The sequence below is a fragment of the Chromohalobacter nigrandesensis genome (assembly GCF_023061285.1).
GTDB classification, from domain to species: Bacteria; Pseudomonadota; Gammaproteobacteria; order Pseudomonadales; family Halomonadaceae; genus Chromohalobacter; species Chromohalobacter nigrandesensis.
On the sequence record NZ_JAKGAM010000006.1, the window covers coordinates 15,571 to 39,235 of the forward strand.

Consider the following 23,665-nt stretch of genomic DNA (forward strand, 5'->3'; position numbering starts at 1 on the left):
CCTCACACCCTCAGTGGACGCTTTCCAAAGCAGCGAGGCGCGCATCGAGCAATGCCGGAAAACGCTTGTACCAGGTTTGGTTGAGGGGCGAAGGATGCGGCAGTGGCGCCAGTTGGAACTCGGCACTACGCCCGTCGGGGAGTGACAGCACAGTGGTATGCAGCGCCTCGAAGCGGTCCTCACGCGCCCAGAAGGCCTCCAATTCATGCTTGATCTCGCGCGGCTGACCGATGGCAAACCACAAGAACGCCTCGCGCCCCAGAGTGATCAGAGTGCGGCCTTGCCAGTGCGCGATTAGAAGCTCCGCCATCAAGGGCTGAAAGCGCTTCTTGACCGCCATCGACCACGCCTTGTTGCCGATTGGCTTGTAGGGCACGGTGTTGGCCCAGAAATAACGCCGCCCCACGGCGAGCGAGGCCTCGAAATCGGGCAGTTCTTCCCCGTGCAGATGTTTATACAGGCCGGCACGTACCTTCTGGCCGCCGCTGCCCACAAATGGCGCGCCATGCACGACCTCCTGACGACCTGGGTCACGCCCGAAAAAGCCCACCGGCGCGTCGCGCGGACCCAGGCCGATGATCGGCTCCAGCGGGTCGCGCCGATTGGCGCGGTAGACATCGCGGTCGATGCCGTCGAGCGCGTCGGCTTCACGGCGAAACGCATCGCGCAGCGCCGGCGGGAGGGTCACGTCTTGTGACATGCTTGGTATCCTTTCCAGTTCTAGAATCGTTCAGCCTGCGGCAATAGCCGCGTCCCGCCCATCGTAGGAACGGGGCGCGATACGCGGTGGCTTACCAGCTACCGGTGTTTTCCATCGAGGCCCACGGTTCCTGAGCGGGCAGTTCATCGCCCTTTTGCAACAATTCCACAGAGATGCCATCCGGCGAGCGAACGAAGGCCATGTGGCCGTCGCGCGGCGGACGATTGATGGTCACGCCGTTGTCCATCAGGTGCTGGCACAGGGCGTAGATATCATCGACCCGATACGCTAGGTGGCCGAAGTTGCGACCGCCGGTATAGGTCTCCGGATCCCAGTTGTAGGTGAGCTCGACTTCCGGGGCCTTTTGCTCACGCGAACGTTCTTCGTCCTCCGGCGCGGCGAGGAACACCAGCGTGAAGCGGCCCTTTTCGTTCTCCTTGCGGCGCACTTCCTTGAGGCCCAGCAGGTCACAATAGAAATGCAGCGAAGCGTCGAGATCGGCGACACGGACCATGGTGTGAAGGTACTGCATGGTAATCTCCTCATGATGTTATGCAGGCTAAACGTCTATGGTAAACCAGCCCACCGGCCACGGCGAATTCATCACCGCCGGGGCAATTCGTCAACACTCCGCGAGGCACTCCCCATGAGCACGTATTGCGACCATGCCCCCGGCCATCCTTTTCATGGTCCCTACCACGATCACGAATACGGGTTTCCCGTGCGCGACGACGACCGGCTCTTCGAACGCTTGATCCTCGAGATCAACCAGGCCGGTCTTTCCTGGCTGACCGTTCTCAAGAAGCGCGAAGCATTCTCGGCGGCCTTCGACGATTTCTCGGTGGCACGCGTTGCCGCCTACGACGACACGCAAAGGGCGCGTCTGCTCGCGGATGCAGGTATCATCCGCAATCGGCGTAAGGTCGACGCGGCGATTCACAATGCCAACGTGGTGCTCGACCTGCAGTATTCTCACGGCAGTTTCGCCACCTGGCTCGATGCGCATCATCCACTCGCGTTACCGGAATGGGTAAAGCTATTCAAGCGCACCTTCCGCTTCACCGGCCCGGAAATCGTCAACGAGTTCTTGATGAGTACCGGCTACCTGCCGGGCGCCCATCGCGAAGACTGCCCGATTCAGCATCAGATACGCGCACAACGGCCGCCGTGGCTAAACATCGAATGAACGTTCACCAGGGACACACCGCCGCAAGGGGAGATCACAGCGCATGGATTCACTGACGCAGGCCTGCCTCGGCGCCGCTATCGGCGGCACCGTGCTGGGCCGCCGTCTAGGCCGCAAGGCCGTCATCGCCGGCGCCTTACTCGGCACATTGCCCGATCTCGACGTGGTCATCGACTACGGCGACGCCGTGGCCGATTACACCTATCACCGGGGGTTCAGTCATTCCCTGTGGGTACTCGGCGCCCTCGCCGTCCTGCTGACCGGGCTGACCCGCGCAGGCGAGCGTTGGCGCCAAGTCTCGCCGCCCATCGGCACCTGGCGCTGGGGCTTACTGTTCGGCGGTTGCCTGCTGACGCACCCGCTGCTGGATGCCTTGACCACCTACGGCACTCAACTCTGGTGGCCGATGACCACGCCGCCGGTAAGTTGGCACACCATCTTCATCATCGACCCGCTGTTCACGCTGCCGTTGCTGGTGGGCGTCATCGCCGCGCTGATCAAGGGCTATTCGCCGCGTCTGCTGGGCTGGGGGCTGACGCTTGCCTGCTTCTACCTGGCCTTTACCGTCGCCGCCCAGAACACGGTAAACGCGCGCATCGGCCCGAGCCTGGCCAGCCAAGGCCTCGAGGATGCCCCACGACTGGTTCAGCCCACGCCCTTCAACGCCCTGCTGTGGCGCGTCACGGTGGTCCAGGACGACGCCTACTACGAAGGCGTCGTAAGCCTCTTCGATGGTCGCACACCACTGGCGCTGACTCGTCTGCCGCGTGGCAACGAATGGCAGGACGCCGCACTGGCGACGACGGCCGGGCAGCGTCTGGCGTGGTTCGCCGGGCCGTTCCTGCGCTATCGCACCGAAGAACGCCAGGGCATCACTCAGTTGATCGCCACCGATCTACGCCTGGGCACGCCCGGCTACCACATGTTCAACTTCACGCTTGCCGAGCGCAGCGCAGATGGCTGGCATGCCATCGACAGCGAACGTGTCGCGGGCGCGCGTCCCGACAAAACCGCCTTCGTCTCACTCTTCCAACGCCTGATCGCACCGCAAGCCAACGTCTGCCCGCCACTCGGCGATCCTCAGGCGCGGTGCCTCACGCCACGCGTCTCGCCCTGAAATGCAGAGGGCGGCTCGCCATGAGCCGCCCTTTTCTTACTTTCTTCCTGATCTTACTTTCTTCCTGACTGCTTTATCTGCCAGGCACCACTTTACCTCAGAGACGTTCCGCCGCGTAATTCGCCACCGCCTGACGCGCCTCGCCCATGGCCTGTTCACGTACCGCTTCGCCCATATTGAGGCCTTCCGCGTAGATCCAGTCGATGTCGCGAATGCCGATCAAACCCAGCAGACTGCTGACGTGGCCGGTCTGAGTATCCATATCGGTGCCCGCGTACTGCCCGCCGCGTGCCGCCAGCACCAGCGCGCGTTTTCCCTCGATCAGGCCCACCGGGCCGTTCTCCGTATACTTGAACGTCTTGCCGGCCCGCAGAACGCGGTCGAACCACGCCTTGAGCTGACTCGGAATGCCCAGGTTGTAGAGCGGCACCGCCAGTACGATCAGATCGTGCGCGAGTACTTCCTCGATCAATACATCGGAGCGCGCCGCCAGCTCCTGCTGGACCGCGTCGCGCTCGGCGGGAGCGGTCATCCAACTGGCCATTTCGGCGCCATCGAGATGCGGCAGATCGAGCGCCACGACATCACGCTCGGTGATCCGGACATCATCCCGCGCGCCGAGCTGCGCCTTGAAATGCGTCGCCAGCGCGCGTGACTGACCATGCTCGCCAAGAATGGAAGCGGTCACCAATAGAATATTGCGAACGGCCATGCGAAATTCCTCTCATTGAATTCAGGGCATGTGATGCGAGTCGCGTTATTATTCGTTGCCCTTTTTGAAAAGAAAAACGCAAAAAACCCCATGAACCATTCGATAGAATGCACGTTTCCCCATATACGTCTCAGCGCGTTCGCTCGATGCCCTGGCCGCAGCCGACCCAGGTGCGTCCCGCCTCCTCGACACGCACCTGAACGGGATACGGTTTGCCGCTCATGCTGTCGAAACAGGCCCGCGCCTTGAGCTCGACGGTCACGGGCGCATCGGCGTCGCCAGACTCTAGCGTCATGGCGGCCTGGTGGCCGTTGTCGAGCTGCGTAACCCGATAATCCAGCGTGCGCTTTTCCTCGCCGTATTGCGTCATCAGCGTGAGCTGCGGCGCCTCGCGGTCGAGTTCGAGCGTCCATCCTGGCTCGTTGCCCTGCCCCTTGAAGATGACGTCCGGGGCGTCGTCACGCGTGATCGACTCGCGACGGGCATCTTGCTGACAGGCGAGCTGGCCGTTGTCGCTTTCGACATGCGCCTCGTCGCCCTGCTGGGCGAACGTCAGGGTGCCCTTGCGGTAGCGCTTGCCGTCGGCGACCACGCTACGCTCGAGCGCGTAGTACCCCTGTGCCGACCACAGCCGCAGGCTATTTCCGGGCGCAACCGAGATGAGATCCTGCGCTGGCGTACACCGCCAGGAGACGAATGCCTCCGCCCCATCGGCAAAGAAGGCGCTCGGCAGTAGCGGCGACTTGGGGGCGTCGTCGTTCTCGTCCGGCGAATCGAGTTGCGGCGGGGGCGTAAAACCACTCCCGGAGGCGTCGCGCACCTGCGGCGGGCCGTCGGAACTGGCGCAGCCACCCAATACGGCAACGCATACCATACCCGACAAGACGTGCCGCGCACGCCGAGACATTCTGGGTAACATTCAGCTTCTCCTTGCTGGCCAAGATATGCGATATCGTTCAATCAAAGAAGGCCGATAGCATACCAGTCCTCATGTCATGAGAAACGCTGGTGCCACGAGAAACGCCTGCATCATAAGAAACGCGCCGCCGAGCGGTGGCTCGACGGCGCGTTCATGGCGTCAATACGAAATACTTACCCGTGGCGGCGACGCAGCTCCTTGGCCGCTTCGACCATGTTGGCCAATGCCGGCTCGACTTCCGCCCAACCGCGCGTTTTCAGACCGCAGTCCGGGTTGACCCAAAGCCGCTCGGCGGGGATCTTCTCGGCGGCTTTTTCCATCAACTGCACCATCCATTCCACCTCGGGGATGTTAGGCGAGTGGATGTCGTACACGCCCGGGCCGATCTCGTTGGGATAGGCGAAGTCCTGAAAAGCGTCGAGCAGTTCCATATCCGAACGCGAAGTTTCGATGGTAATCACGTCGGCGTCCAGGGCCGCGATCGCCGCGATGATGTCGTTGAACTCCGAGTAGCACATATGGGTGTGGATCTGCGTCTCGTCGCGGGCCACGGCCGCGCTCAGCTTGAAGCTTTCCACCGCCCAGTCGAGGTAGCGCTGCCATTCGCCCTGCCGCAGCGGCAGGCCTTCACGCAGTGCCGGCTCGTCGATCTGAATGATCTTGATGCCCGCCGCTTCGAGATCGGCGACTTCGTCACGCAGAGACAGGGCGATCTGACGGCAAGTGGCATCGCGCGGTTGGTCGTCGCGCACGAACGACCATTGCAGGATCGTCACCGGCCCGGTGAGCATGCCCTTCATAGGCTTGTCGGTGAGCGATTGCGCGTATTCGCTCCAGCGCACCGTCATCGGCCCAGGGCGGCTCACATCACCGAAGATCACCGGCGGCTTCACGCAGCGCGAGCCGTAACTTTGCACCCAACCGAAGCGCGTGAAAGCAAAGCCATCCAGCAGTTCGCCGAAATACTCGACCATGTCGTTACGCTCGGGCTCGCCATGCACCGGCACATCTATATCCAGGGCTTCCTGGCGCTCGACGGCGTGGACGATCTCCTCACGCATGCGAGCCTCGTAGGCATCGCGGCCCAATTCGCCACTCTTGAAGGCGCGGCGCGCGGCGCGGATATCCTGCGTCTGAGGGAACGAACCGATGGTGGTGGTCGGAAACAGCGGCAGGTCGAGATGACGACGCTGGGCCTTGGCACGCGCACCGTAAGGGCTCGGGCGCTCGGCATCGGCGGCGGACACCGCCGCCAGGCGCTCGCCCACGGTAGACTTGTGAATGCGCGGAGAGTTGCGACGTGCTGCCAGCGCCTGCGTAGCGGCTTCCAGACGAGCGGTGTCGTCGTCCGTGGCACGCCCGTCGAGCAAGTGCGCCAGGGTGACGATTTCATCGAGCTTCTGGCGTGCGAAGGCCAGCCAACTCTTGAGCTCGGCGTCGAGGTCGGTTTCCGCCTCGAGATCCACTGGCACGTGCAGCAGCGAGCAAGACGCCGAGACCCACAGACGCTCGCCGAGACGCGCGCGGGCCACTTGCAGGCGCTCACGCAGTGCCGCCAGATCGGCACGCCAGATGTTGCGTCCGTCGATGGCGCCGATGGACAGCACTTTATAGGTGGGAAGACGGTCGAGCACCGCATCGAGCTGTTCGGGCGCACGGACTGTGTCGATATGCAGCCCGGCGACCGGCAGACCGGCGGCCAGGCCCAGATTGTCGCCCAGGGCGCCGAAATAGGTCGCCACCAGAAGCTTGACCCGCGCGGACTGCAACTTGTTATAGGCGGCCTCGAAGGCCTGGCGCCAGTCGCGGGGCAAGTCCTGCACCAGGGCCGGCTCGTCGAGCTGTACCCATTCGACGCCCTGCGCCGCCAAACGCTCGAGGATCTCGCCATACACCGGCAACAACGTATCGAGCAGGGTCAGACGGTCGAGCCCCTCGCTCTTTTCCTTGGCCAGCCACAACCAGCTAATCGGCCCCAGCAGTGCCACCTTGACCGGGTGCCCTTCGGCCTGGGCTTCAGCGACCTCGTCGAACAACCGCGTGGAGGCCACCCGGAAGCGTTGCCCGGCATGCAGCTCGGGGACCAGGTAGTGGTAGTTGGTATCGAAGTACTTGGTCATCTCGCAGGCGGCCGCCGGCTCGCCGGTGGGCGCCCGGCCACGCGCCATGCGGAACGTCGTATCCAGGTCGACATCGCCCTCGATGGCACCAAAACGCGGCGGCACCGCGCCCAACAGCGCGCTGACGTTGAGTACCTGGTCATAGAAGGCGAAGTCGCCTACGGTGACGAGGTCGAGCCCCGCATCGCGGCTGGCTTGCCAGTGTGCGGCACGCAGCGTCTTGCCGCTCTCCTCGAGCGTGGCCTGATCGATCTCGCCTTTCCAGTAGGCCTCGACGGCCTTTTTCAACTCACGGTTCGCGCCAATGCGCGGATAGCCCAGAATGTGTGCCAGCGCCATCGTGTTTCCCCTTGCGGTATACGGCTAGAATAAGTGACTTCGTGGTCACGGCGACGCCGTGATGTGCTGGCGGGCAGTCTCGCTGGCGGTAGTGCGTGAATCAAACTAAATTAATTAATCTTCAAAATGAACGGCTCTCATACACCATGCTCGAGCTTCGCCATCTCCGCACCTTGATCGCACTCCGTGACGCCGGCTCGCTCGTCGAGGCCGCCGAACGCGTGCATCTCACCCAATCGGCGCTCTCGCATCAGATCAAGGATCTCGAGGAGCGCCTGGAGGCGCCCCTGTTCCAGCGCAAGACGCGCCCCGTCACCTTCACCCGGGCGGGCGAGCGTCTGCTTGCGCTGGCCGAACAGGTCCTGCCGCAGATCCGCATGGCGGAACGCGACCTGGCACGCCTGGCCGGCCATGAACAAGGACGCCTGCACATGGCCATCGAATGCCATAGCTGCTTTCAGTGGCTGATGCCGACCATCGATCACTTCCGCAATCACTGGCCGGAGGTTGAAGTCGACATCCCCAGCGGCTACAGCTTCGATGCCCTGCCATCACTGGCGCGCGAATCGCTGGATCTGGTGATTACCGCCGACCCCCAGCCGCTTGCCGGCATTCATTACGAGCCGTTATTCCGCTATGAGGGGCTATTGGCGGTGGGCAAGCAGCATGCCCTGACATGCCGCGACTGGGTCACGCCGGAGGAACTGGCCGGCGAGACACTCATCACCTACCCGGTGGAGCACACGCGCCTCGACGTCTTCACCCAGTTTCTGACTCCTGCGGGCTTCACGCCGGCCGAGGTACGCACCGCCGAGTTGACGGTCATGATGATGCAGCTAGTGGCCAGCGGCCGAGGGGTCTGCGCATTGCCCAACTGGGCGCTCACCGAGTATCTGGAGCGCGGTTATGTGCGCGCCCTGCATCTCGGCGAGCAGGGGGTATGGAGCACGCTATTCGCGGCGATTCGCGAGGAAAGCCGTGACGCGCCGTGGATGGAAGATTTCCTGCGCACCGCGCGCGAGACCTCCTTCGCGGTACTCGAGGGAATCAAGCCGGCCTAGCCACGTCTCGTCGCCACGCTCCCACGCTGACGCTTGCGGGATGCCAGCGTCTGTCGAGGGAGATAGCGGTCAAGCATCGTCCAGGCGGCGCCCCCGCGAGTAGCGGGGGTCCCCCTGGAGGAGATCCGGGGTCGGCAACAATAGACTGAAGCGTGCCCCACCGAGTCTCTGGCTACGCTCGACCACGACGCTGCCGCCATGCCAGGCCATGATTTTCTGCACGATGGAAAGCCCCAGGCCATAACCGCCGGAACGCCGTGTGCGGCTGTCGTCGAGGCGCGCGAAGGGTTTGAAGATCAGCAGGCGATCGGCTTCGGGAACCCCGGCGCCGTCGTCCTCGACATCCAGGCGCACGGCCCGCGTTTCCCGCGTCACGCTGACATGGATATGCCCGTCCGCATGGCGGCAGGCATTGGACACGAGATTGGAAAGCGCGCGTTGCAGATAGCGCGGATCGGCCTCGAGATCGACCTCCTCGCCTTCCAGGACTTCGAGACGCAAATGCGCGTGCAGCGGTGCCAGGGTATCGACCACGCGATGGGCCATGGCGCGACAATCGGTGGTCTCGGTGGCGAGCTGGATGCCCTGGGCGCTATCACTCCCCAGGCGGGCGTAGGTCAGAATTTCGTCGACGAGTTGATCGAGTTCTTCGATATCGCCATCGATATCCTGCAACTGACGCCGCACCACGGGCTCATCGGTCATGTCCTCGACCATCTGCACCGCGAAACGGATACGTGCCACCGGGGTGCGCAACTCATGGGAGACGGCGCGAATCATTTCCTGCTGTGTACGCAGCAACGATTGCACCTGGGCCGCCATGCCGTTGAAGGCCATCCCCAACCGTCCGAGAAAGTCGCTGCTCTCGACCTTGACGCGGGTATCCAGGTGTCCCCCGGCGATGCGCGTGGCAGCACGCTCCAGACGCTCCACACGCCCTTCCACGCCACGCACCACGAAGTAGATGGTGCCCGCCAGCACTAGCAGCATGATGCCCAGCAGGGCCAGCGCCAACGAGATAGGCATCGGCTCGAAGGATGGAATGGGGCCGATAGTGAGCCAGCGATCCGCTCCCAGACGTGCATGCACATACAATACGCCGAGCCCCGGCTCGAGGCGCACTACGACTTCACCGCCTTCGAGACGCGACTGCTGGATGGGATCGACGCCCGCAGGTGGCGTCGGCGAGACGTCCAACGGGATCTTGAAGACACGCTGAAGACGCGCCAGACGCTCGGCGCTCTCATCTTCCGAGACGCCGCTGAGCCAGGTACGCAGAGCCTCGGTAGCACCGCGCAACTGCATTTCCTTGAGCCCGCCGACACGCACTTCCAGCAACCAAGGCGTATCCGGCAGCCGTCGCAGAACCGACCATGCCGCATCGTGGCGCTCGATCAGCGGCCGTCCTTCATTGAGCCGCGAGCGATCGAAGTAACTCAGCGACACGTCATCGATGGGATGCAATGTCATGGGAACGCCCAGCGTCGATGACATCGACGCCAACCATTCGTCACGCTCGTCGACGGGCTGCTCGGCAGCCAGATGCGCCAGCACCTGCATCGGGCCACTGGCCAGGCGCTCGCGGTAATTCTCCTGACGCACCTGGTCGACCACCAGATATCCCAGCAATGCGAGTCCGAATGTCAGCACCAACGCCAGCAACAACAAGGCGTAAACGCGCAGGAAGGTGCTGTCCGACAGGGTTCGCCGCATCAACGTTAGCTATCCTTGACGAACAGATACCCTTTACTGCGCACGGTCTTGATCCGGTGCGGTTGGTTGGGATCGTCGCCGATCTTGGGCCGGATACGCGAAACCCGCACATCGATGGAACGATCCTGTCCGTCATACTTGATGCCCCGCAGTTGCGAAAAGATTTCCTCGCGGGTCAGCACATGGCCTGCATTACCGGCCAACAGCCATAACAGGTCGAACTCGGCGCTGGTCAAATCGATGCGTTCGTCGTTGAGCCAAGCCTCACGGGTGGCGCTATCGATGAGCAGGTCACCGAAGTTCAGCCGCGTAGCGCCGCTGGCAGCCTCCAGGGCATCGGCACGGCGCAGCAGGGCGCGCATGCGCGCCAGCAGCACACGCGGCTGCACCGGCTTGGGCACATAGTCGTCGGCCCCCATTTCGAGTCCCAGCACCTGGTCCATGTCGTCGGTACGCGCGGTCAGCATGAGAATGGGACCGGCATACTGGGTACGCACACGACGACAGATGGAAAGACCATCCTCGCCGGGCAACATGAGATCGAGAATGACCATATCCGGCTGCTCGTCGAGAATGCGCTCCACGGCACGTGCGCCGTCGTATTCCAGATCGACCTGGAATTCATTCGCCTCGAGATAGTCTCGCGTCAGATGCGCCAGCCGCTCGTCGTCCTCTATGATCAGGACGTGATCGTGATGTCTGCTGCTGTCCAAGCTGTCATCCATCCCTTTACATTGGTGCCATGAAGCCCTGCCTACCTTCGGCCTTGTCGTGCGAGTTCCGTTCGTCTTTATTTTGTATTCTTTGCGCTCTCCAGAGAGGCTCCGCCGGAATGCGCGGTGCGACAAAGGGGTGCATGCCGCCATTCCCTACCATAGCGGATAGCAAGCGATGATACCCGAATTCACTCGCGAGTAGCTGTCGAGCATCATAGAGATCGCCATGCAGATTGAAAAATCGTCGCGTGGCAGCGAGTTATGGATGCCTTGGCGGAACCCAAGAATAGCCCCCAGGAGAGCCACAGACTATCCACAACTTATCCACTTGCGACCCCCGCAAAACCGCTCTATCTTGTGCTCATTATAAGGATCCCCCCCATATATAGGGATCACCGTATTTCGCGTGCTCGTCCCGAACGTTCCTCTTCAGGCACGAAAATGCCGAGACAAGACGGTTAAATCGGTCATCGTCACGATAATGCCCGACTTCTCGCGACACGAACATGTGCGGCGATACCCTTTCCTCTGGACCGTAACGACAGGAAGGCGTCATGGATACCACACTTTCTTCCTCTGACAAGGCGTCAGTGGACATCACCGCACCGCAGCGACTGCGCGTCATCAAGCGCAACGGCGATGTCGCGGCCTTCGACGGCAGCAAAGTCTCGGTGGCGATCACCAAGGCGTTCATCGCCACCGAAGGCGACAATGCCGCAGCATCGTCACGCATCCGTGACTTCGTTCACGAGGCGACCCAGAGCATCGTCGATACCTTCCTGCGGCGCATGCCCGATGGCGGCACCCTGCACATCGAAGAGATCCAGGATCAGGTCGAGCTGGCCCTGATGCGTGCCGGCGAGCAGAAAGTCGCCCGCGCCTATGTACTGTACCGCGAGGAACATGCCCGTGCCCGTCAGCCTCACAACGGTGATATCGCCAAGCCGCATCCCAGCCTCAATGTCACACAGGCCGACGGCACCGTGCGTCCGCTGGATCTGGGCCGGGTCGAGACGCTGGTCTTTGACGCCTGCGAAGGGCTGACTAACGTCGAGCCGCAGAAGATCGTCGATGCGTCGCTGAAAAATCTCTACGACGGCGTGTCCATCGATGGCGTGTCGCAAGCGCTGACGATGACCGCACGTACCCTGGTCGAGAAAGAGCCCAACTATACCTACGCCACCGCGCGACTCTTGCAGGACAGCCTGCGTCGCGAGGCACTTGCCTTCCTGGATATCGCCGACGAGGCGACTTACCAGGAGATGGCGGATCTCTATGCGCCGGCCTTCAAGGCCTATATCGCCAAGGGCCTCGCCTTCGACCAGCTCGACCCGCAGCTTGCCGAGTTCGACCTCGAGCGCCTGGGCACGGCGCTGGATTACACCCGCGACGCCCAGTTCACCTACCTCGGCCTGCAGACGCTTTACGACCGCTACTTCCTGCATCACGACGACATCCGCTACGAACTCCCGCAGGTGATGTTCATGCGTGTCGCCATGGGCCTGGCGCTCAACGAAGACGATCGCGAAGCGCGAGCCATCGAATTCTACGAGCTGCTCTCGAGCTTCGACTACATGGCCTCCACGCCGACGCTGTTCAACGCCGGCACCGTCAAGAGCCAGCTCTCTTCGTGCTATCTGACCACCGTGCCCGACCAGCTCGACGGCATCTACGGCGCGATTCGCGACAACGCCATGCTCTCCAAGTGGGCCGGCGGCCTGGGCAACGACTGGACGCCAGTGCGTGCGCTGGGCTCCTACATCAAGGGCACCAACGGCAAGTCGCAAGGTGTGGTGCCATTCCTCAAGGTGGTCAACGACACCGCCGTAGCCGTCAATCAGGGAGGAAAACGCAAGGGCGCGGTCTGCGCCTATCTCGAGACTTGGCACCTCGACGTCGAGGAATTCCTCGAGCTGCGCAAGAACACCGGCGACGACCGCCGCCGTACCCACGACATGAATACCGCCAACTGGGTGCCGGATTTGTTCATGAAGCGGGTCTTCGACGACGAGGAATGGACGCTTTTCTCGCCGTCCACCTGCCCGGACCTGCACGATCTGTACGGCGCCGCTTTCGAGAAGCGCTACACCGAGTACGAGGAAATGACCCGCAACGGGCAGCTCAAACTGTTCAAGCGCGTCAAGGCCAAGGACTTGTGGCGCAAGATGCTGTCCATGCTGTTCGAAACCGGCCATCCGTGGATCACCTTCAAGGACCCGTGCAACCTGCGCAGCCCGCAGAACCATGCCGGCGTGGTGCATAGCTCCAACCTGTGCACGGAGATCACCCTCAACACCTCGGCGGATGAAATCGCCGTGTGTAACCTGGGCTCGATCAATCTGGCGCAGCACATCGTCGACGGCAAACTCGACGACGACAAGCTGAAGAAGACCGTCAAGACGGCCGTGCGCATGCTCGATAACGTCATCGACATCAATTACTACGCCGTGCCCCAAGCCAAGAACTCCAACTTCAAGCACCGCCCGGTGGGCCTCGGCTTGATGGGTTTCCAAGATGCGCTCTACAAGCGCGGGATCGCGTACGCTTCTCAGGAAGCCATTGAGTTCTCCGACACCTCGATGGAGCTGATCAGCTATCACGCCATCGAAGCCTCCAGCGACCTGGCCGCCGAGCGCGGACGCTACCAAAGCTTCGAAGGCTCGCTGTGGAGCAAGGGCGTGCTGCCCATCGACTCCATCGCCAACCTGACCGAAGAGCGCGGCGCCGACTATATCGAGGTGGACACCTCCACCACGCAAGATTGGACGCGTCTGCGCGACAAGGTCACCAGCCAAGGGATGCGCAACTCCAACGTCATGGCGATCGCGCCGACCGCGACGATCTCCAACATCTGTGGCGTGACGCAGTCCATCGAGCCGACCTACCAGAACCTGTTCGTCAAATCGAACCTCTCCGGCGAGTTCACCGTGGTCAACGCCTACATGGTCAACGACCTCAAGGAACGCGGCCTGTGGGACGAGGTCATGATCAACGACCTCAAGTACTACGACGGCAGCGTGCAGCCCATCGACCGCGTGCCGGACGATCTCAAGGCCCGCTATGCCAGTGCCTTCGAGGTCGAGCCCAAGTGGCTGGTCGAGGCCGCCGCGCGGCGCCAGAAGTGGATCGACCAGGCGCAGTCGCTGAACCTCTACATCGCCGGCGTCTCGGGCAAGAAACTCGACGTCACCTATCGCATGGCCTGGTTCCGTGGCCTCAAGACCACCTATTACCTGCGCGCCCTGGGCGCCACCTCGGTGGAAAAATCCACCGTCGATCGCGGCAATCTCAATGCCGTGGGCAACGCCGATAGCGGTGCAACGGCGCCGACTCCGCCCGCCCCCAGCAGCGCCCCCAGCCCGGCGGCCAGTGGCGCCTCCAGCGAAGCGCGCGGCATCGACGACTTCCTGAACGGCAAGAACGGCAGCGGCTCGCGCGCGCCATCGGCGGGCGATATCGACGAACTCGGCTGCGAGGCTTGCCAATAGACGCTTAGCGCCAGCGACGGGCTTCGAGTCGCGAGCCACGAACTGCTCGAAGCTCGAAGCTCACCAAAGTCTAGCCACTGGCGTTATGCATTAACGCCACTAGCAAGGAACGAGGAAAACATGCTGAACTGGGACGATTTTCACGAAGACGCGGTGGATGACGAGAGTGCCGCCGCCGAGCCTCAAAAGCCCGCGCCGGCCCCCAAGCCGACAGCGCAACCCGCAGCGCCGGAACCCGAGCAGGTGCGCGAAAGCGCGTCACGCTACCAGGTCGCCGATGAAGACCGGCTGGCGCGTGCCCGCAAGTCCCTGGACGAGCTTGATGTCGCCGCCGGCCTGGAAGAGCTGGAAATGGGCGCGGCACGTATCGAGGTCGACGACAAGAAGATGATCAATGCCCGCGCCGACCTCAACCAGTTGGTGCCTTTCAAGTACGAGTGGGCGTGGCAGAAGTACCTGGACGGCAGCGCCAATCACTGGATGCCCCAGGAAGTGAACATGAACGCCGACATTGCGCTGTGGAAAAGCAATGACGGCCTGACCGAAGACGAGCGTCGCATCGTCGAGCGCAGCCTGGGCTATTTCTCCACCGCCGACTCGCTGGTCGCCAACAACCTGGTGCTGGCGCTGTACCGCCTGATCACCAACCCCGAATGTCGCCAGTACCTGCTGCGCCAGGCCTTCGAGGAAGCCATCCACACCCACGCTTATCAGTATTGCGTGGAGTCGCTGAGCATGGACGAAGGCGAAGTCTTCAACATGTACCGCGAGGTCCCCTCGGTCGCCGCCAAATCGGCGTGGAGCCTCAAGCACACCCAGTCGCTGGCGCGCCCGGACTTCCATACCGGCACACCGGAGACCGACCAGGAACTGTTGCGCAATCTGGTCGCCTTCTACTGCGTGACCGAAGGCATCTTCTTCTATTGCGGCTTCAGCCAGATCCTCTCCATGGGCCGGCGCAACAAGATGACCGGTGTCGCCGAGCAGTTCCAGTACATCCTCCGCGACGAGTCGATGCACCTGAACTTCGGCGTCGACATGATCAACCAGATCAAGATCGAGAATCCGCACCTGTGGACGCCGGAATTCCAGGACGAGGTCACCCAGATGATCATCGAGGGCACCGAGCTGGAAATCGCCTATGCGCGCGATTCCATGCCGCGTGGCGTGCTGGGCATGAACGCCGCGATCATGGAGGAGTATCTGCACTTCATCTGCAATCGCCGCCTGGCGCAGATCGGCTTGAAGGAGCAGTACCCCGGCGCGGAGAACCCCTTCCCGTGGATGAGCGAAATCATCGACTTGCGCAAGGAGAAGAACTTCTTCGAGACGCGCGTCACCGAATATCAGGTCGGCGGCGCGCTGAGCTGGGATTGATGCACCACACTGAGTGAACGTCGCGGGTCATGCCTCACGGCATGGCCCGCTTTACGTCATGTATTCGGTATCGGTAGGCTTGCCGCCGTTCCCACTCCCACCCCAACATCGCGAAAGGTACGAACATGCAACTCGGTATCATCGGACTCGGCCGCATGGGCGGCAATATCGCCCGACGCTTGATGCGCGGCGGCCACGACGTCGTCGCCTATGACCGCGATCAATCCATCGCCTCGGCGTTGATCGAGGACGGTGCCACTCAGGCGGATTCCCTGGCCGCGCTGGTGGAGCAACTGGAAACGCCACGCGTGGTGTGGGTCATGCTGCCCGCCGGCGCACCCACCGAGGACACCATCAATGCCCTTGCCGAACGCATGGAAGCTGGCGACATCATCATCGACGGCGGCAACACCTTCTACAAGGACGATATCCGCCGTGCCAAGGCGTTGTCTTCACAAGGCATCCGTTATGCCGATGTGGGCACGTCGGGCGGCGTCTGGGGACTGGAGCGCGGCTATTGCATGATGGTCGGCGCCGAGCAGGAAACCTTCGACCATCTCGATCCGCTGTTCGATACGTTGGCCCCCGGTTACGGCAACCTGGATCGCACGCATGGCCGCAACGCGCCCCATGACAGCGCCGAGCGTGGCTATATCCATGCCGGCCCGGTGGGTGCCGGCCACTACGTGAAGATGGTCCACAACGGGATCGAGTACGGCCTCATGCAAGCCTACGCCGAAGGCTTCGAGCTGATGCAGAGCAAGTCATCGACGGAATTGCCGGAAGAAGAACGCTTCGATCTCAACCTCGCCGACGTGGCCGAAGTCTGGCGCCGCGGTAGCGTCGTCTCCTCGTGGTTGCTCGACCTCACCGCCCAGGCGTTGACCGGCGACCCCAAGCTCGATCATTACTCCGGCGCCGTCGCCGATAGTGGTGAAGGCCGCTGGACCATCGACGCCGCCGTCGAGCAAGGCGTCGCCACCCCAGTGCTGGCCAACGCCCTGTTCGCACGTTTCAACTCGCGCAAGGACAGCACCTACGCCAACCGCCTGCTCTCGGCGATGCGCTTCGGCTTTGGCGGCCATGTCGAGCCACCGAAGCAGTAATCCTCGGTGTGCGCTGGCCGCGGTATCGTTTGGGAGCGTCAGTCGCCCCCTCCCAGCGACCGCTGCCAGCGTTTTTCAAGCGTATCGGAGCCGGTCGCACCGAATATCGCTCGTGATTCCCCCAATACGAGGAAAGCCCCCAATAGCTCCGGGGTCGTACCAGAACCATGCCAGTAAAACCCCGTGCGTGATGGCGGCATCATGATTCGAGCTGCTCCCACACTTCGATGGCCGCCGCGAGATCCTCGAGCGACGCACCGACAGATTTGAACAACGTTACCGCCTGAGGGCTACTGCGCCCCGGCGAGGCGCCACTGATCAATTCACGCAACTCGCCGCGAATAGCGTCGAATTGGAAATCACCCTCTTCAATGGCTTGGTGAATATCACCGGCTTCGCCTTTGGCGCCCTCATAGGTATCGACGAATACCTCCGCACGGGATAGGCATGCACCGTCGCTTTCACGCATGGTAGGGCGAAACGCCCCCACCAGGTCCAGGTGCGTACCCGAGCGCAGCCACTCGCCGCGAACCAGCGGCTCGCTGCTCAGCGTCGCACAACTGACGATATCGGCCGAGGCGACCGCCTCGCTGAGCAAGGTGACCGCTTCGCAGTCGAAGCGCTCCGCATAGGCGTCGGCGAGCTGTTGCGCCTTCTCCGGGTTGCGCCCCCAGATCTTGACGCGTGAGATAGGACGCACGGCGGCATGCGCTTCGATCAGCATGGGCGCCAGCTTGCCGGTGCCGACCATCACCAGCGTCTCGGCATCCTCGCGCGACAGATAACGACTGGCGACCGCCGAGGCGGCGGCGGTACGGCGGCGGGTCAACTCACTGCCTTCGATACAGGCCAGGGGTTGACCGGTATCGCCATCGCACAACAGGTAGACACCCGAGATCGCCGGCAAGCCTCGGTCAGCATTATGGGGAAAGACATTCACCATTTTGGTGCCGATATAGCCCGCCTGCTGCCATGCCGGCATCAACAACAAGGTCGCTTCCCCCGCGTCGCGCGGGATAGCGTGGTGGTGGCGCAACGGCGTTTCGATACTGCCGTCGAAACACGCGTCCAGGCGCTCGATCAACGCCGGCCATGCCAAGGCGTCGCTGACCTCCTGCGCGGAGACTGTACGCATCTTACTCTCCTGTGGTTGCTGCAAATCGCCATATCGCGCAGAAAGCACTGCGCCATCAAACACCGACTGCAGCGACGAAAGAATGGCAAGCCAAATTAGAACAAGCTAGTCACAATTCCATTGCAGGGATAGCTAGCGTAAAAACTGCTTCCAATAGATGCTGCTCATATCAATACACGTAAACACTGCCCTGCATGGTATAGCGTGAAGCCTCCTTCGTAACCGGTGCTCCACAATGGCTTGGCGCGTATCGGTCGATGTGAGCAGATGGGCAGTGGCAATAAGCTATCATCACCGGTGTTCAAGTAATGGGCAAAGCCCTTTCCTACCACCGTGCCAGTCGTGATACCACGGCCGTTATAACCCGCAACACCTAAAATGCCCGGCGCCGGCTCGAAGAGGCGCAGAGTGTGATCCGGAGTGAAACCGACCTGGCCTGTCCAGGTACATTCCCAGTCCACTCGGCCCAGTTGCGGGAAGTAATGCCGCTGAACCCGATCGGCCCAGCAGCGCAGGAAAGACGCCGGCTTGCTATCACCACATCCTAGGCTGCCAAGAATCAAGCGTCCCTCGGCATCGCGCCTCAGACTGCTGAGCACCGTGCGGGTATCCCACGCGCCCTGGCGTTCGGGCAGAATGTCACCGGCAAGCTCGTCGGAGAGCGGCGGAGAGGCAACCTGGTAGAAGTGTCCACGGAAGAAGTGCTCGCGCACTTGGTTCCAATGATCTTCCGTGTAGGCATTGGTTGCGATCACCAGACGCGGTGCCCGAACGCTGCCCTGCGGGGTGTCGACCCGCCAGCGGTCGCCTTCGCGCGCGATACCCTCGGCGGAGCTATGAGTGTGCAGGTTGGCACCTGCATCATGAGCCGCACGGGCGAGCCCCCGGGTATAGGCGGTCGGATTCAGCGTGCCGGCCCGCCGGTCGAGCAGAGCACGATGGATTCGAGACGTGCCGACGCGGCGTTGACACGCCTCTCCCTCGAGCAACTCGACTGGCGCGCCGCAACGCGAAAATTGTTCGAAGCGGCGAGTCAGTTCCTCGGCTCCCTTGCCGTTGTGGGCAAGGTGCAAGGTGCCAGTCCGAGTATCCTGGCAATCAATGCCATGCCGGTCGATGAGAGCGAAGACCTCGGCGGGCGCACGACCGAGCACTGCATTGGCACGTTCGCCGTTTTCCGGGCCCAGGGCCTCGAGAATATCGTCCGGTGGTATCCACATCCCCGCATTGACCAAGCCGACACTGCGCCCGGAACCGCCGCTGGGGATGTCTCCCGCCTCCAGAAGCGTCACCGAAACGCCGGTTTCGGCGAGATGCAGGGCGGTACTCAGCCCGGTGATGCCGCCGCCAATGACGGCGACATCGGTAGCGGCGTTGCCTTCCAGGCGAGAGTATTCCCTTTGGCGTTCGGGAGAGGTGGTGGTCCAGATACAGGCCGATTTCATGGCGCCTCCCTAACATCGTCGTCGGCGTGCGACCAGTCGTAGAAGCGTTGCGGATTACGCTGCAGGGAGTCTCGCTGCGCCTGTCGCCATTCCCGGATTTCAGGAGCGTGCTCGCTCTCGGGATGCTGCGTCAGCCAGCGCTCGAGATCCCGGAAGGCACGCGGCGAGAAGGGCTCGAAATCGCCCTGTGAGCGGAGCAGGGCCAATTTGCGCTCCTCATGTCGAATCGACACGATCAGGGCGCAACTGGCCACGCCCCACAAGGCGATGATGGAGGCGATCATGACGATGATGGCGGATAGGCTCATGATGACTGACCTCCTGTGGAATTGGCGACATGCGGCGTGTCATGGCGACGGTTCATGATCCACATGCATAGCGGGATCATCAGCGTGAGTATTACGAGGCCGCTGATCGTCTTCCAGGGTGTCTGCCCAAGATTGCTATATAGGAAGTAGGCCATGATGCCGAGCATGATGGCGGGGATTTGGTAGCGAATGACGAGCTCCCAGACACGCGGCACGTAAAGATCGGCGCCCCGGTTGAGGCTCAACACGCGCAGTCGGTGGGCATCGAACTTCCAGCCGATGGCGAGCATGGTGATGAACGTCGAAAGCGGTAGCCCCCAGTTGCCGACCACGAAATCCAGGTAGCCGAGGATATTGGCATTCATGGCGCTCGGGATACCGAGTAACCAGATAATGCCGCAGATGGTCAGCACGGCCTTGGTACGGCTGGTGTTCCGCTCTTCCCGGTAGGTGGTAACGCCAACTTCGGTAATGGCGATGGCGGTGGTCAAGTTGGCGAAGAAAAAGCCCATGAAAAACAGCAAGGCCCAGAAGTAACCGCCCGTCATGCTGCCGAAGGCATTGGCCAGAGCCACGAAGGCCAGTTCAGCGCCGGAGCTGGGCGAGATGCCGAAAGCGAAGACGATGGGAAAGACGGCAAAAATGGCGAGCAGACCGAAGCTAGTATTGCCGACCGCCGTGAAGATGCCTCCCCCCAGCGGGATATCGTCGTTACGGCCGAGATAGCTGCCGTAGGTCAGGGCGATCCCCCAGCCGAGGCCAGTGGAGAACAACGCCTGCCCCAGCGCCGCCAGCCAGGTCTCGCCCCGGGCCAGGTATTCCCAGTTGGGCGAGAAGGCGAACTCCAGGCCAGCCATGGCCCCCGGCAGCGTCACCCCGCGAATGGCGATAGCGATCAAGGCGATGGTCAGAATCGGCATCATCCACTTGGCCATACGTTCGATACCCCCCTTGATACCGAATAGCAGAATGCCGGTAACCATCAGCATGGCAATCGTATGCATGCCGACGTTCAGGGCCGTGTTGCCGCTAAAGTCTTGCCACAGGGCAGCCGTATCGAAATCAGTCTGGGTGAAGGTGCCGAGCACGGCATGAAAGGCATAGTAGATCGACCAGCCAACGATCGATGAGTAGTAGGACATCAATACGATGTTGAAGATCAGAATCACCAGCCCCAGGCCAACGAGGCGATTGTTGCCATAGACCTTGCGGAAGGTGCCGATCAAGCCCTGGCGGGTATAGCGCCCAAGGCTGGTCTCGCCCATCAGACCGGGTACCGCGATTAGATAGAGCAGCAGGAAGTAAGCGATCAAAAAGGCGCCCCCGCCGTTCTCTCCCGTCACGTAGGGCATGCGCCAGATATTGCCGGCACCGACCATGGCGCCGACGACGGCCATCAGGTAACCAAAGCGGCTACCCCATTGTTCTCGAGAAATTGTTGTTGTCATCTCTGGACTCCATGACACGTTCTGCCTGGATGGTCGAACGTTCCAAAAAACCCGACCCTGTGCGTCGAGGTTTCGAGCACGTCCATGCAACGAAGCGCCGCCCCGTCATCGGGACGGCGCTCGTGGTCAGTCGAACTTGATCCCTTGTGCCAGTGGTAGCTCACGGGAGTAGTTGACGGTGTTGGTTTGTCGACGCATATAGCTCTTCCAGATGTCGGAGCCGGACTCGCGACCTCCGCCGGTCTCCTTCTCGCCACCGAAGGCACCACCGATCTCCGCACCACTCGGGCCGATGTTGACATTGGCAATACCGCAGTCGCTGCCGACATCCGAAATGAAGGCCTCGGATTCGCGCACGTCGCTGGTGAAGATGCACGATGACAACCCTTGGGGAACGTCGTTGTGCAATGTCATGGCCTCATCGAAGTCGCGGTAGCTCATGACGTAGAGGATCGGGGCGAAAGTCTCGTTCTTGACCAGATCGTCCTGCTGCTCGACCTCGACGATGGCCGGGGTCACGTAATAGCCATCGGGATACTGATCGGCGAGTTGGCGTTCGCCACCGAATACGCTCGCACCCTGCTGGCGCGCCTGCTCGAGCACGGACTGCATCTGCTCGAAGGCCTGGGCATCGATCAACGGGCCGACCAGGTTGCCCTCCATGGGATCGCCGATCGTCACGCCGGCATAGGCCTTCTTCACGCGCTCGACGACTTCGTCGCGGATCGACTCATGGACGATCAGGCGACGCAGGGAGGTGCAACGCTGTCCAGCCGTCCCCACGGCGGAGAACAGAATGGCGCGGACCGCCATGTCCAGATCGGCGCTGGGCGCCAGAATCATGCCGTTGTTGCCCCCGAGTTCGAGAATGCTGCGACCGAAACGAGCCGCCACCCGAGGCGCTAACTCCCGACCCATGCGCGTACTACCGGTGGCGCTGATCAGCGGCACACGCGGATCGTCTGCCAGGCGCTCGCCCGCCTCGCGGTCTCCCAGAATCACTTGGCTGAGGCCTTCGGGCGCCTTGTCGCCGAACTCGGCCATGGCGCGCTCAAGTAACGCCTGGCAGCCCAGAGCAGTGAGCGGGGCCTTCTCGGAGGGCTTCCACAGCAGGCTGTTGCCGCATACCAAGGCCAAGGCGGCGTTCCAGGCCCAGGGGGCCACCGGGAAGTTGAAGGCGGTGATCAAGCCGATCGGCCCCAACGGATGCCAGCTTTCGCGCATATGGTGACCGGGACGCTCGGAAGCGATGGTCAGGCCATAGAGCTGACGCGACTGACCGACGGCCAGGTCGCAGATGTCGATCATCTCCTGAACTTCCCCGAGACCTTCCTGATAGATCTTGCCGCACTCCAGGGTAACCAAGGCACCGAGATCTTCCTTGTGGCGACGCAACTGTTCGCCGAACAGTCGAACGAGCTCGCCGCGACGAGGGGCGGGTACTCGACGCCACTCTTCGAAGGCCCTTTGGGCACGTGCCACGCGGGCCTCGACGGCATCGGCGCCCTCGAGGCGAATCTGGCCGAGCTCGCCACCGTCGGTGGGTGAGATGACCGCAAAATCGCCCTGGCGGTAGGCATCCTCGGAAACACCGAGACGCTGCATGAGGGATTCGATCATTCTTCCTCCTACTATCAATTCCTGGGTTCGAAAATCGAAACCAGTATTGGCGCGGAGGTTGACGCCCTTCAAACGACGTTTTATATGGAGGTCATTCCCATTTTTCTGGTTTAGTCTTCATGATGAAGAACCACGACGGGACACAATCCATACACAGGAGAGCGGCATGAGCCATCGACACCTGCCCAGCCTGACCGCCATGCAGTGCTTCGAAGCCTCGGTGCGGCACATGAGCTTCACGCGTGCCGCCGACGAGCTGAACCTGACCCAGAGTGCTGTCAGCAAGCAGGTAGCCCAGCTCGAGGCGGTGCTCGAACATCCTCTGTTCCGTCGAGTACGCAAGCGACTTCAGGTCACCCCGGAGGGCTCGCTCTATCTCACCGAGGTGCGCAAGATCCTGGCCCAGGTAGAGATGTCCACGCGCTACATGCAGTCCTACGGCGGCCAGAGTGTGGTGCTCAATGTCACCACCCTGCCGACCTTCGGGGCCCGCTGGTTGATTCCGCGGCTCAACGGGTTCCGCTTCCGGCATCCACGGGTCTATCTGAACATCGTCAACCGCTCGGAGCCCTTTGACCTGGAGGAGGAGCGCGTCGATGTCGCCTTCTTCTTCGGTCATGGCGCCTGGCCCCGGGCCGAGTGCATCAAACTGCTTGAAGAGGAGATGGTACCGGTGTGCTCGCCTGCGGTGCTGCCAGTCGACGGCATTCAAGAGCCGCTGGAACTGACAAAGCTGGTGCTTTTGCAGAGCTCGACGCGGCCCGAGGCCTGGCACGACTGGTTCGAGGCCCAGGACTGTTACACCGAGCATAGCTACCACGGGCCACGTTTCGATACCTTCTACATGGCCTTACGCGCGGCACGGGCCGGATGTGGCGTTGCCCTGGCACCGCGCTTTCTGGCCGAGGAAGAACTACAGGCCGGCCTACTGACGATTCCCTGGACGTTCGGCCTGACCAGTCGCGATGCCTATTACCTGGCCTATCCCGAGCACAAGGGGGAGGACACCAAGGTTCGAGGCTTCATCGACTGGATACTCGAGCACCGGGAGGCCCCTGGCGACGTTGTGGCACCCTAGTGCATGAATTAATGGAATGGATAACACGCTTTTTTTCGTTTGAAGCCCTGAAGATGGCTCTGTTCTCATCGTGGCGA

Annotated in this window: 19 protein-coding genes; 7 read left to right on the forward strand and 12 right to left on the reverse strand. The window is 62.1% G+C overall.

Annotation, left to right across the window (positions count from 1 at the left end):
* Positions 1–10 precede the first annotated feature (10 nt).
* Both L1073_RS09215 and L1073_RS09220 read right to left on the reverse strand, forming a co-directional pair.
* A complete protein-coding gene (locus tag L1073_RS09215) occupies positions 11–700 on the reverse strand; it encodes a uracil-DNA glycosylase family protein (protein WP_246898674.1) in 690 nt (229 codons plus the stop codon).
* A gap of 91 nt (positions 701–791) precedes the next feature.
* Positions 792–1,232 carry a VOC family protein gene (locus L1073_RS09220; RefSeq protein ID WP_246898676.1) on the reverse strand — a complete coding sequence of 147 codons (441 nt, stop codon included), beginning with the start codon at positions 1,230–1,232 and terminating at the stop codon, positions 792–794.
* 114 nt (positions 1,233–1,346) lie between these two features.
* On the opposite strand from L1073_RS09220, the gene L1073_RS09225 reads away from it, so the two are divergent.
* Complete coding sequence (locus L1073_RS09225; protein WP_246898677.1) at positions 1,347–1,886, forward strand: DNA-3-methyladenine glycosylase I; 540 nt, start codon at positions 1,347–1,349, stop codon at positions 1,884–1,886.
* A gap of 43 nt (positions 1,887–1,929) precedes the next feature.
* Positions 1,930–3,003, forward strand: coding sequence for a metal-dependent hydrolase (locus L1073_RS09230; RefSeq protein ID WP_246898679.1), 1,074 nt, complete (start codon positions 1,930–1,932; stop codon positions 3,001–3,003).
* A gap of 97 nt (positions 3,004–3,100) precedes the next feature.
* Here the strand turns inward: L1073_RS09230 and L1073_RS09235 are convergent, their stop codons facing one another.
* The 3 genes from L1073_RS09235 to metE all read right to left on the reverse strand — a co-directional run bounded on the left by L1073_RS09235 (position 3,101) and on the right by metE (position 7,093).
* The gene (locus L1073_RS09235) at positions 3,101–3,715 is read right to left on the reverse strand and encodes an FMN-dependent NADH-azoreductase (protein WP_246898681.1); all 615 of its coding nucleotides are present in this window, start codon (positions 3,713–3,715) and stop codon (positions 3,101–3,103) included.
* 130 nt (positions 3,716–3,845) lie between these two features.
* Positions 3,846–4,634, reverse strand: a complete 789-nt coding sequence (locus L1073_RS09240; protein ID WP_246898683.1) for a C-type lysozyme, inhibitor — start codon at positions 4,632–4,634, stop codon at positions 3,846–3,848.
* 173 nt (positions 4,635–4,807) lie between these two features.
* Positions 4,808–7,093: a 5-methyltetrahydropteroyltriglutamate--homocysteine S-methyltransferase gene (gene metE / locus L1073_RS09245; RefSeq protein ID WP_246898685.1), complete on the reverse strand. Its 2,286-nt coding sequence runs from the start codon at positions 7,091–7,093 to the stop codon at positions 4,808–4,810.
* Positions 7,094–7,239: 146 nt separating this feature from the next.
* Between metE and L1073_RS09250 the strand changes: the two genes are divergently transcribed.
* A complete protein-coding gene (locus L1073_RS09250; protein ID WP_246898686.1) occupies positions 7,240–8,154 on the forward strand; it encodes a LysR family transcriptional regulator in 915 nt (304 codons plus the stop codon).
* Between the two features lie 69 nt (positions 8,155–8,223).
* On the opposite strand, the gene L1073_RS09255 is transcribed toward L1073_RS09250, so the two are convergent.
* Positions 8,224–9,867, reverse strand: a complete 1,644-nt coding sequence (locus L1073_RS09255; RefSeq protein ID WP_246898688.1) for an ATP-binding protein — start codon at positions 9,865–9,867, stop codon at positions 8,224–8,226.
* Positions 9,868–9,872: 5 nt separating this feature from the next.
* A complete protein-coding gene (locus tag L1073_RS09260) occupies positions 9,873–10,592 on the reverse strand; it encodes a response regulator (protein ID WP_246898690.1) in 720 nt (239 codons plus the stop codon).
* A gap of 545 nt (positions 10,593–11,137) precedes the next feature.
* On the opposite strand from L1073_RS09260, the gene L1073_RS09265 reads away from it, so the two are divergent.
* The 3 genes from L1073_RS09265 to gnd all read left to right on the forward strand — a co-directional run bounded on the left by L1073_RS09265 (position 11,138) and on the right by gnd (position 16,554).
* Complete coding sequence (locus tag L1073_RS09265) at positions 11,138–14,071, forward strand: ribonucleoside-diphosphate reductase subunit alpha (protein WP_246898692.1); 2,934 nt, start codon at positions 11,138–11,140, stop codon at positions 14,069–14,071.
* Between the two features lie 120 nt (positions 14,072–14,191).
* Positions 14,192–15,448, forward strand: coding sequence for a ribonucleotide-diphosphate reductase subunit beta (locus L1073_RS09270; RefSeq protein ID WP_246898693.1), 1,257 nt, complete (start codon positions 14,192–14,194; stop codon positions 15,446–15,448).
* Positions 15,449–15,555: 107 nt separating this feature from the next.
* Complete coding sequence (gnd, locus tag L1073_RS09275) at positions 15,556–16,554, forward strand: phosphogluconate dehydrogenase (NAD(+)-dependent, decarboxylating) (protein ID WP_343322488.1); 999 nt, start codon at positions 15,556–15,558, stop codon at positions 16,552–16,554.
* A gap of 199 nt (positions 16,555–16,753) precedes the next feature.
* Here the strand turns inward: gnd and lhpI are convergent, their stop codons facing one another.
* The 5 genes from lhpI to amaB all read right to left on the reverse strand — a co-directional run bounded on the left by lhpI (position 16,754) and on the right by amaB (position 22,510).
* A complete protein-coding gene (gene lhpI / locus L1073_RS09280; protein WP_246898697.1) occupies positions 16,754–17,689 on the reverse strand; it encodes a bifunctional Delta(1)-pyrroline-2-carboxylate/Delta(1)-piperideine-2-carboxylate reductase in 936 nt (311 codons plus the stop codon).
* Between the two features lie 164 nt (positions 17,690–17,853).
* On the reverse strand, positions 17,854–19,134 hold the full coding sequence (gene amaA, locus L1073_RS09285; protein WP_246898699.1) for an L-pipecolate oxidase: 1,281 nt from the start codon (positions 19,132–19,134) through the stop codon (positions 17,854–17,856).
* On the reverse strand, positions 19,131–19,442 hold the full coding sequence (locus L1073_RS09290; RefSeq protein WP_246898701.1) for a DUF8026 family protein: 312 nt from the start codon (positions 19,440–19,442) through the stop codon (positions 19,131–19,133). The genes amaA and L1073_RS09290 overlap by 4 nt, the downstream gene beginning before the upstream one ends.
* A complete protein-coding gene (locus L1073_RS09295; RefSeq protein WP_246898703.1) occupies positions 19,439–20,890 on the reverse strand; it encodes a sodium-dependent transporter in 1,452 nt (483 codons plus the stop codon). The genes L1073_RS09290 and L1073_RS09295 overlap by 4 nt, the downstream gene beginning before the upstream one ends.
* A gap of 126 nt (positions 20,891–21,016) precedes the next feature.
* On the reverse strand, positions 21,017–22,510 hold the full coding sequence (gene amaB, locus L1073_RS09300) for an L-piperidine-6-carboxylate dehydrogenase (RefSeq protein WP_246898704.1): 1,494 nt from the start codon (positions 22,508–22,510) through the stop codon (positions 21,017–21,019).
* A 166-nt stretch (positions 22,511–22,676) separates the two neighbouring features.
* On the opposite strand from amaB, the gene L1073_RS09305 reads away from it, so the two are divergent.
* Entirely contained in the window at positions 22,677–23,588 is a 912-nt protein-coding gene (locus tag L1073_RS09305) for a LysR family transcriptional regulator (protein WP_246898706.1), read from the forward strand.
* Positions 23,589–23,665 lie beyond the last annotated feature (77 nt).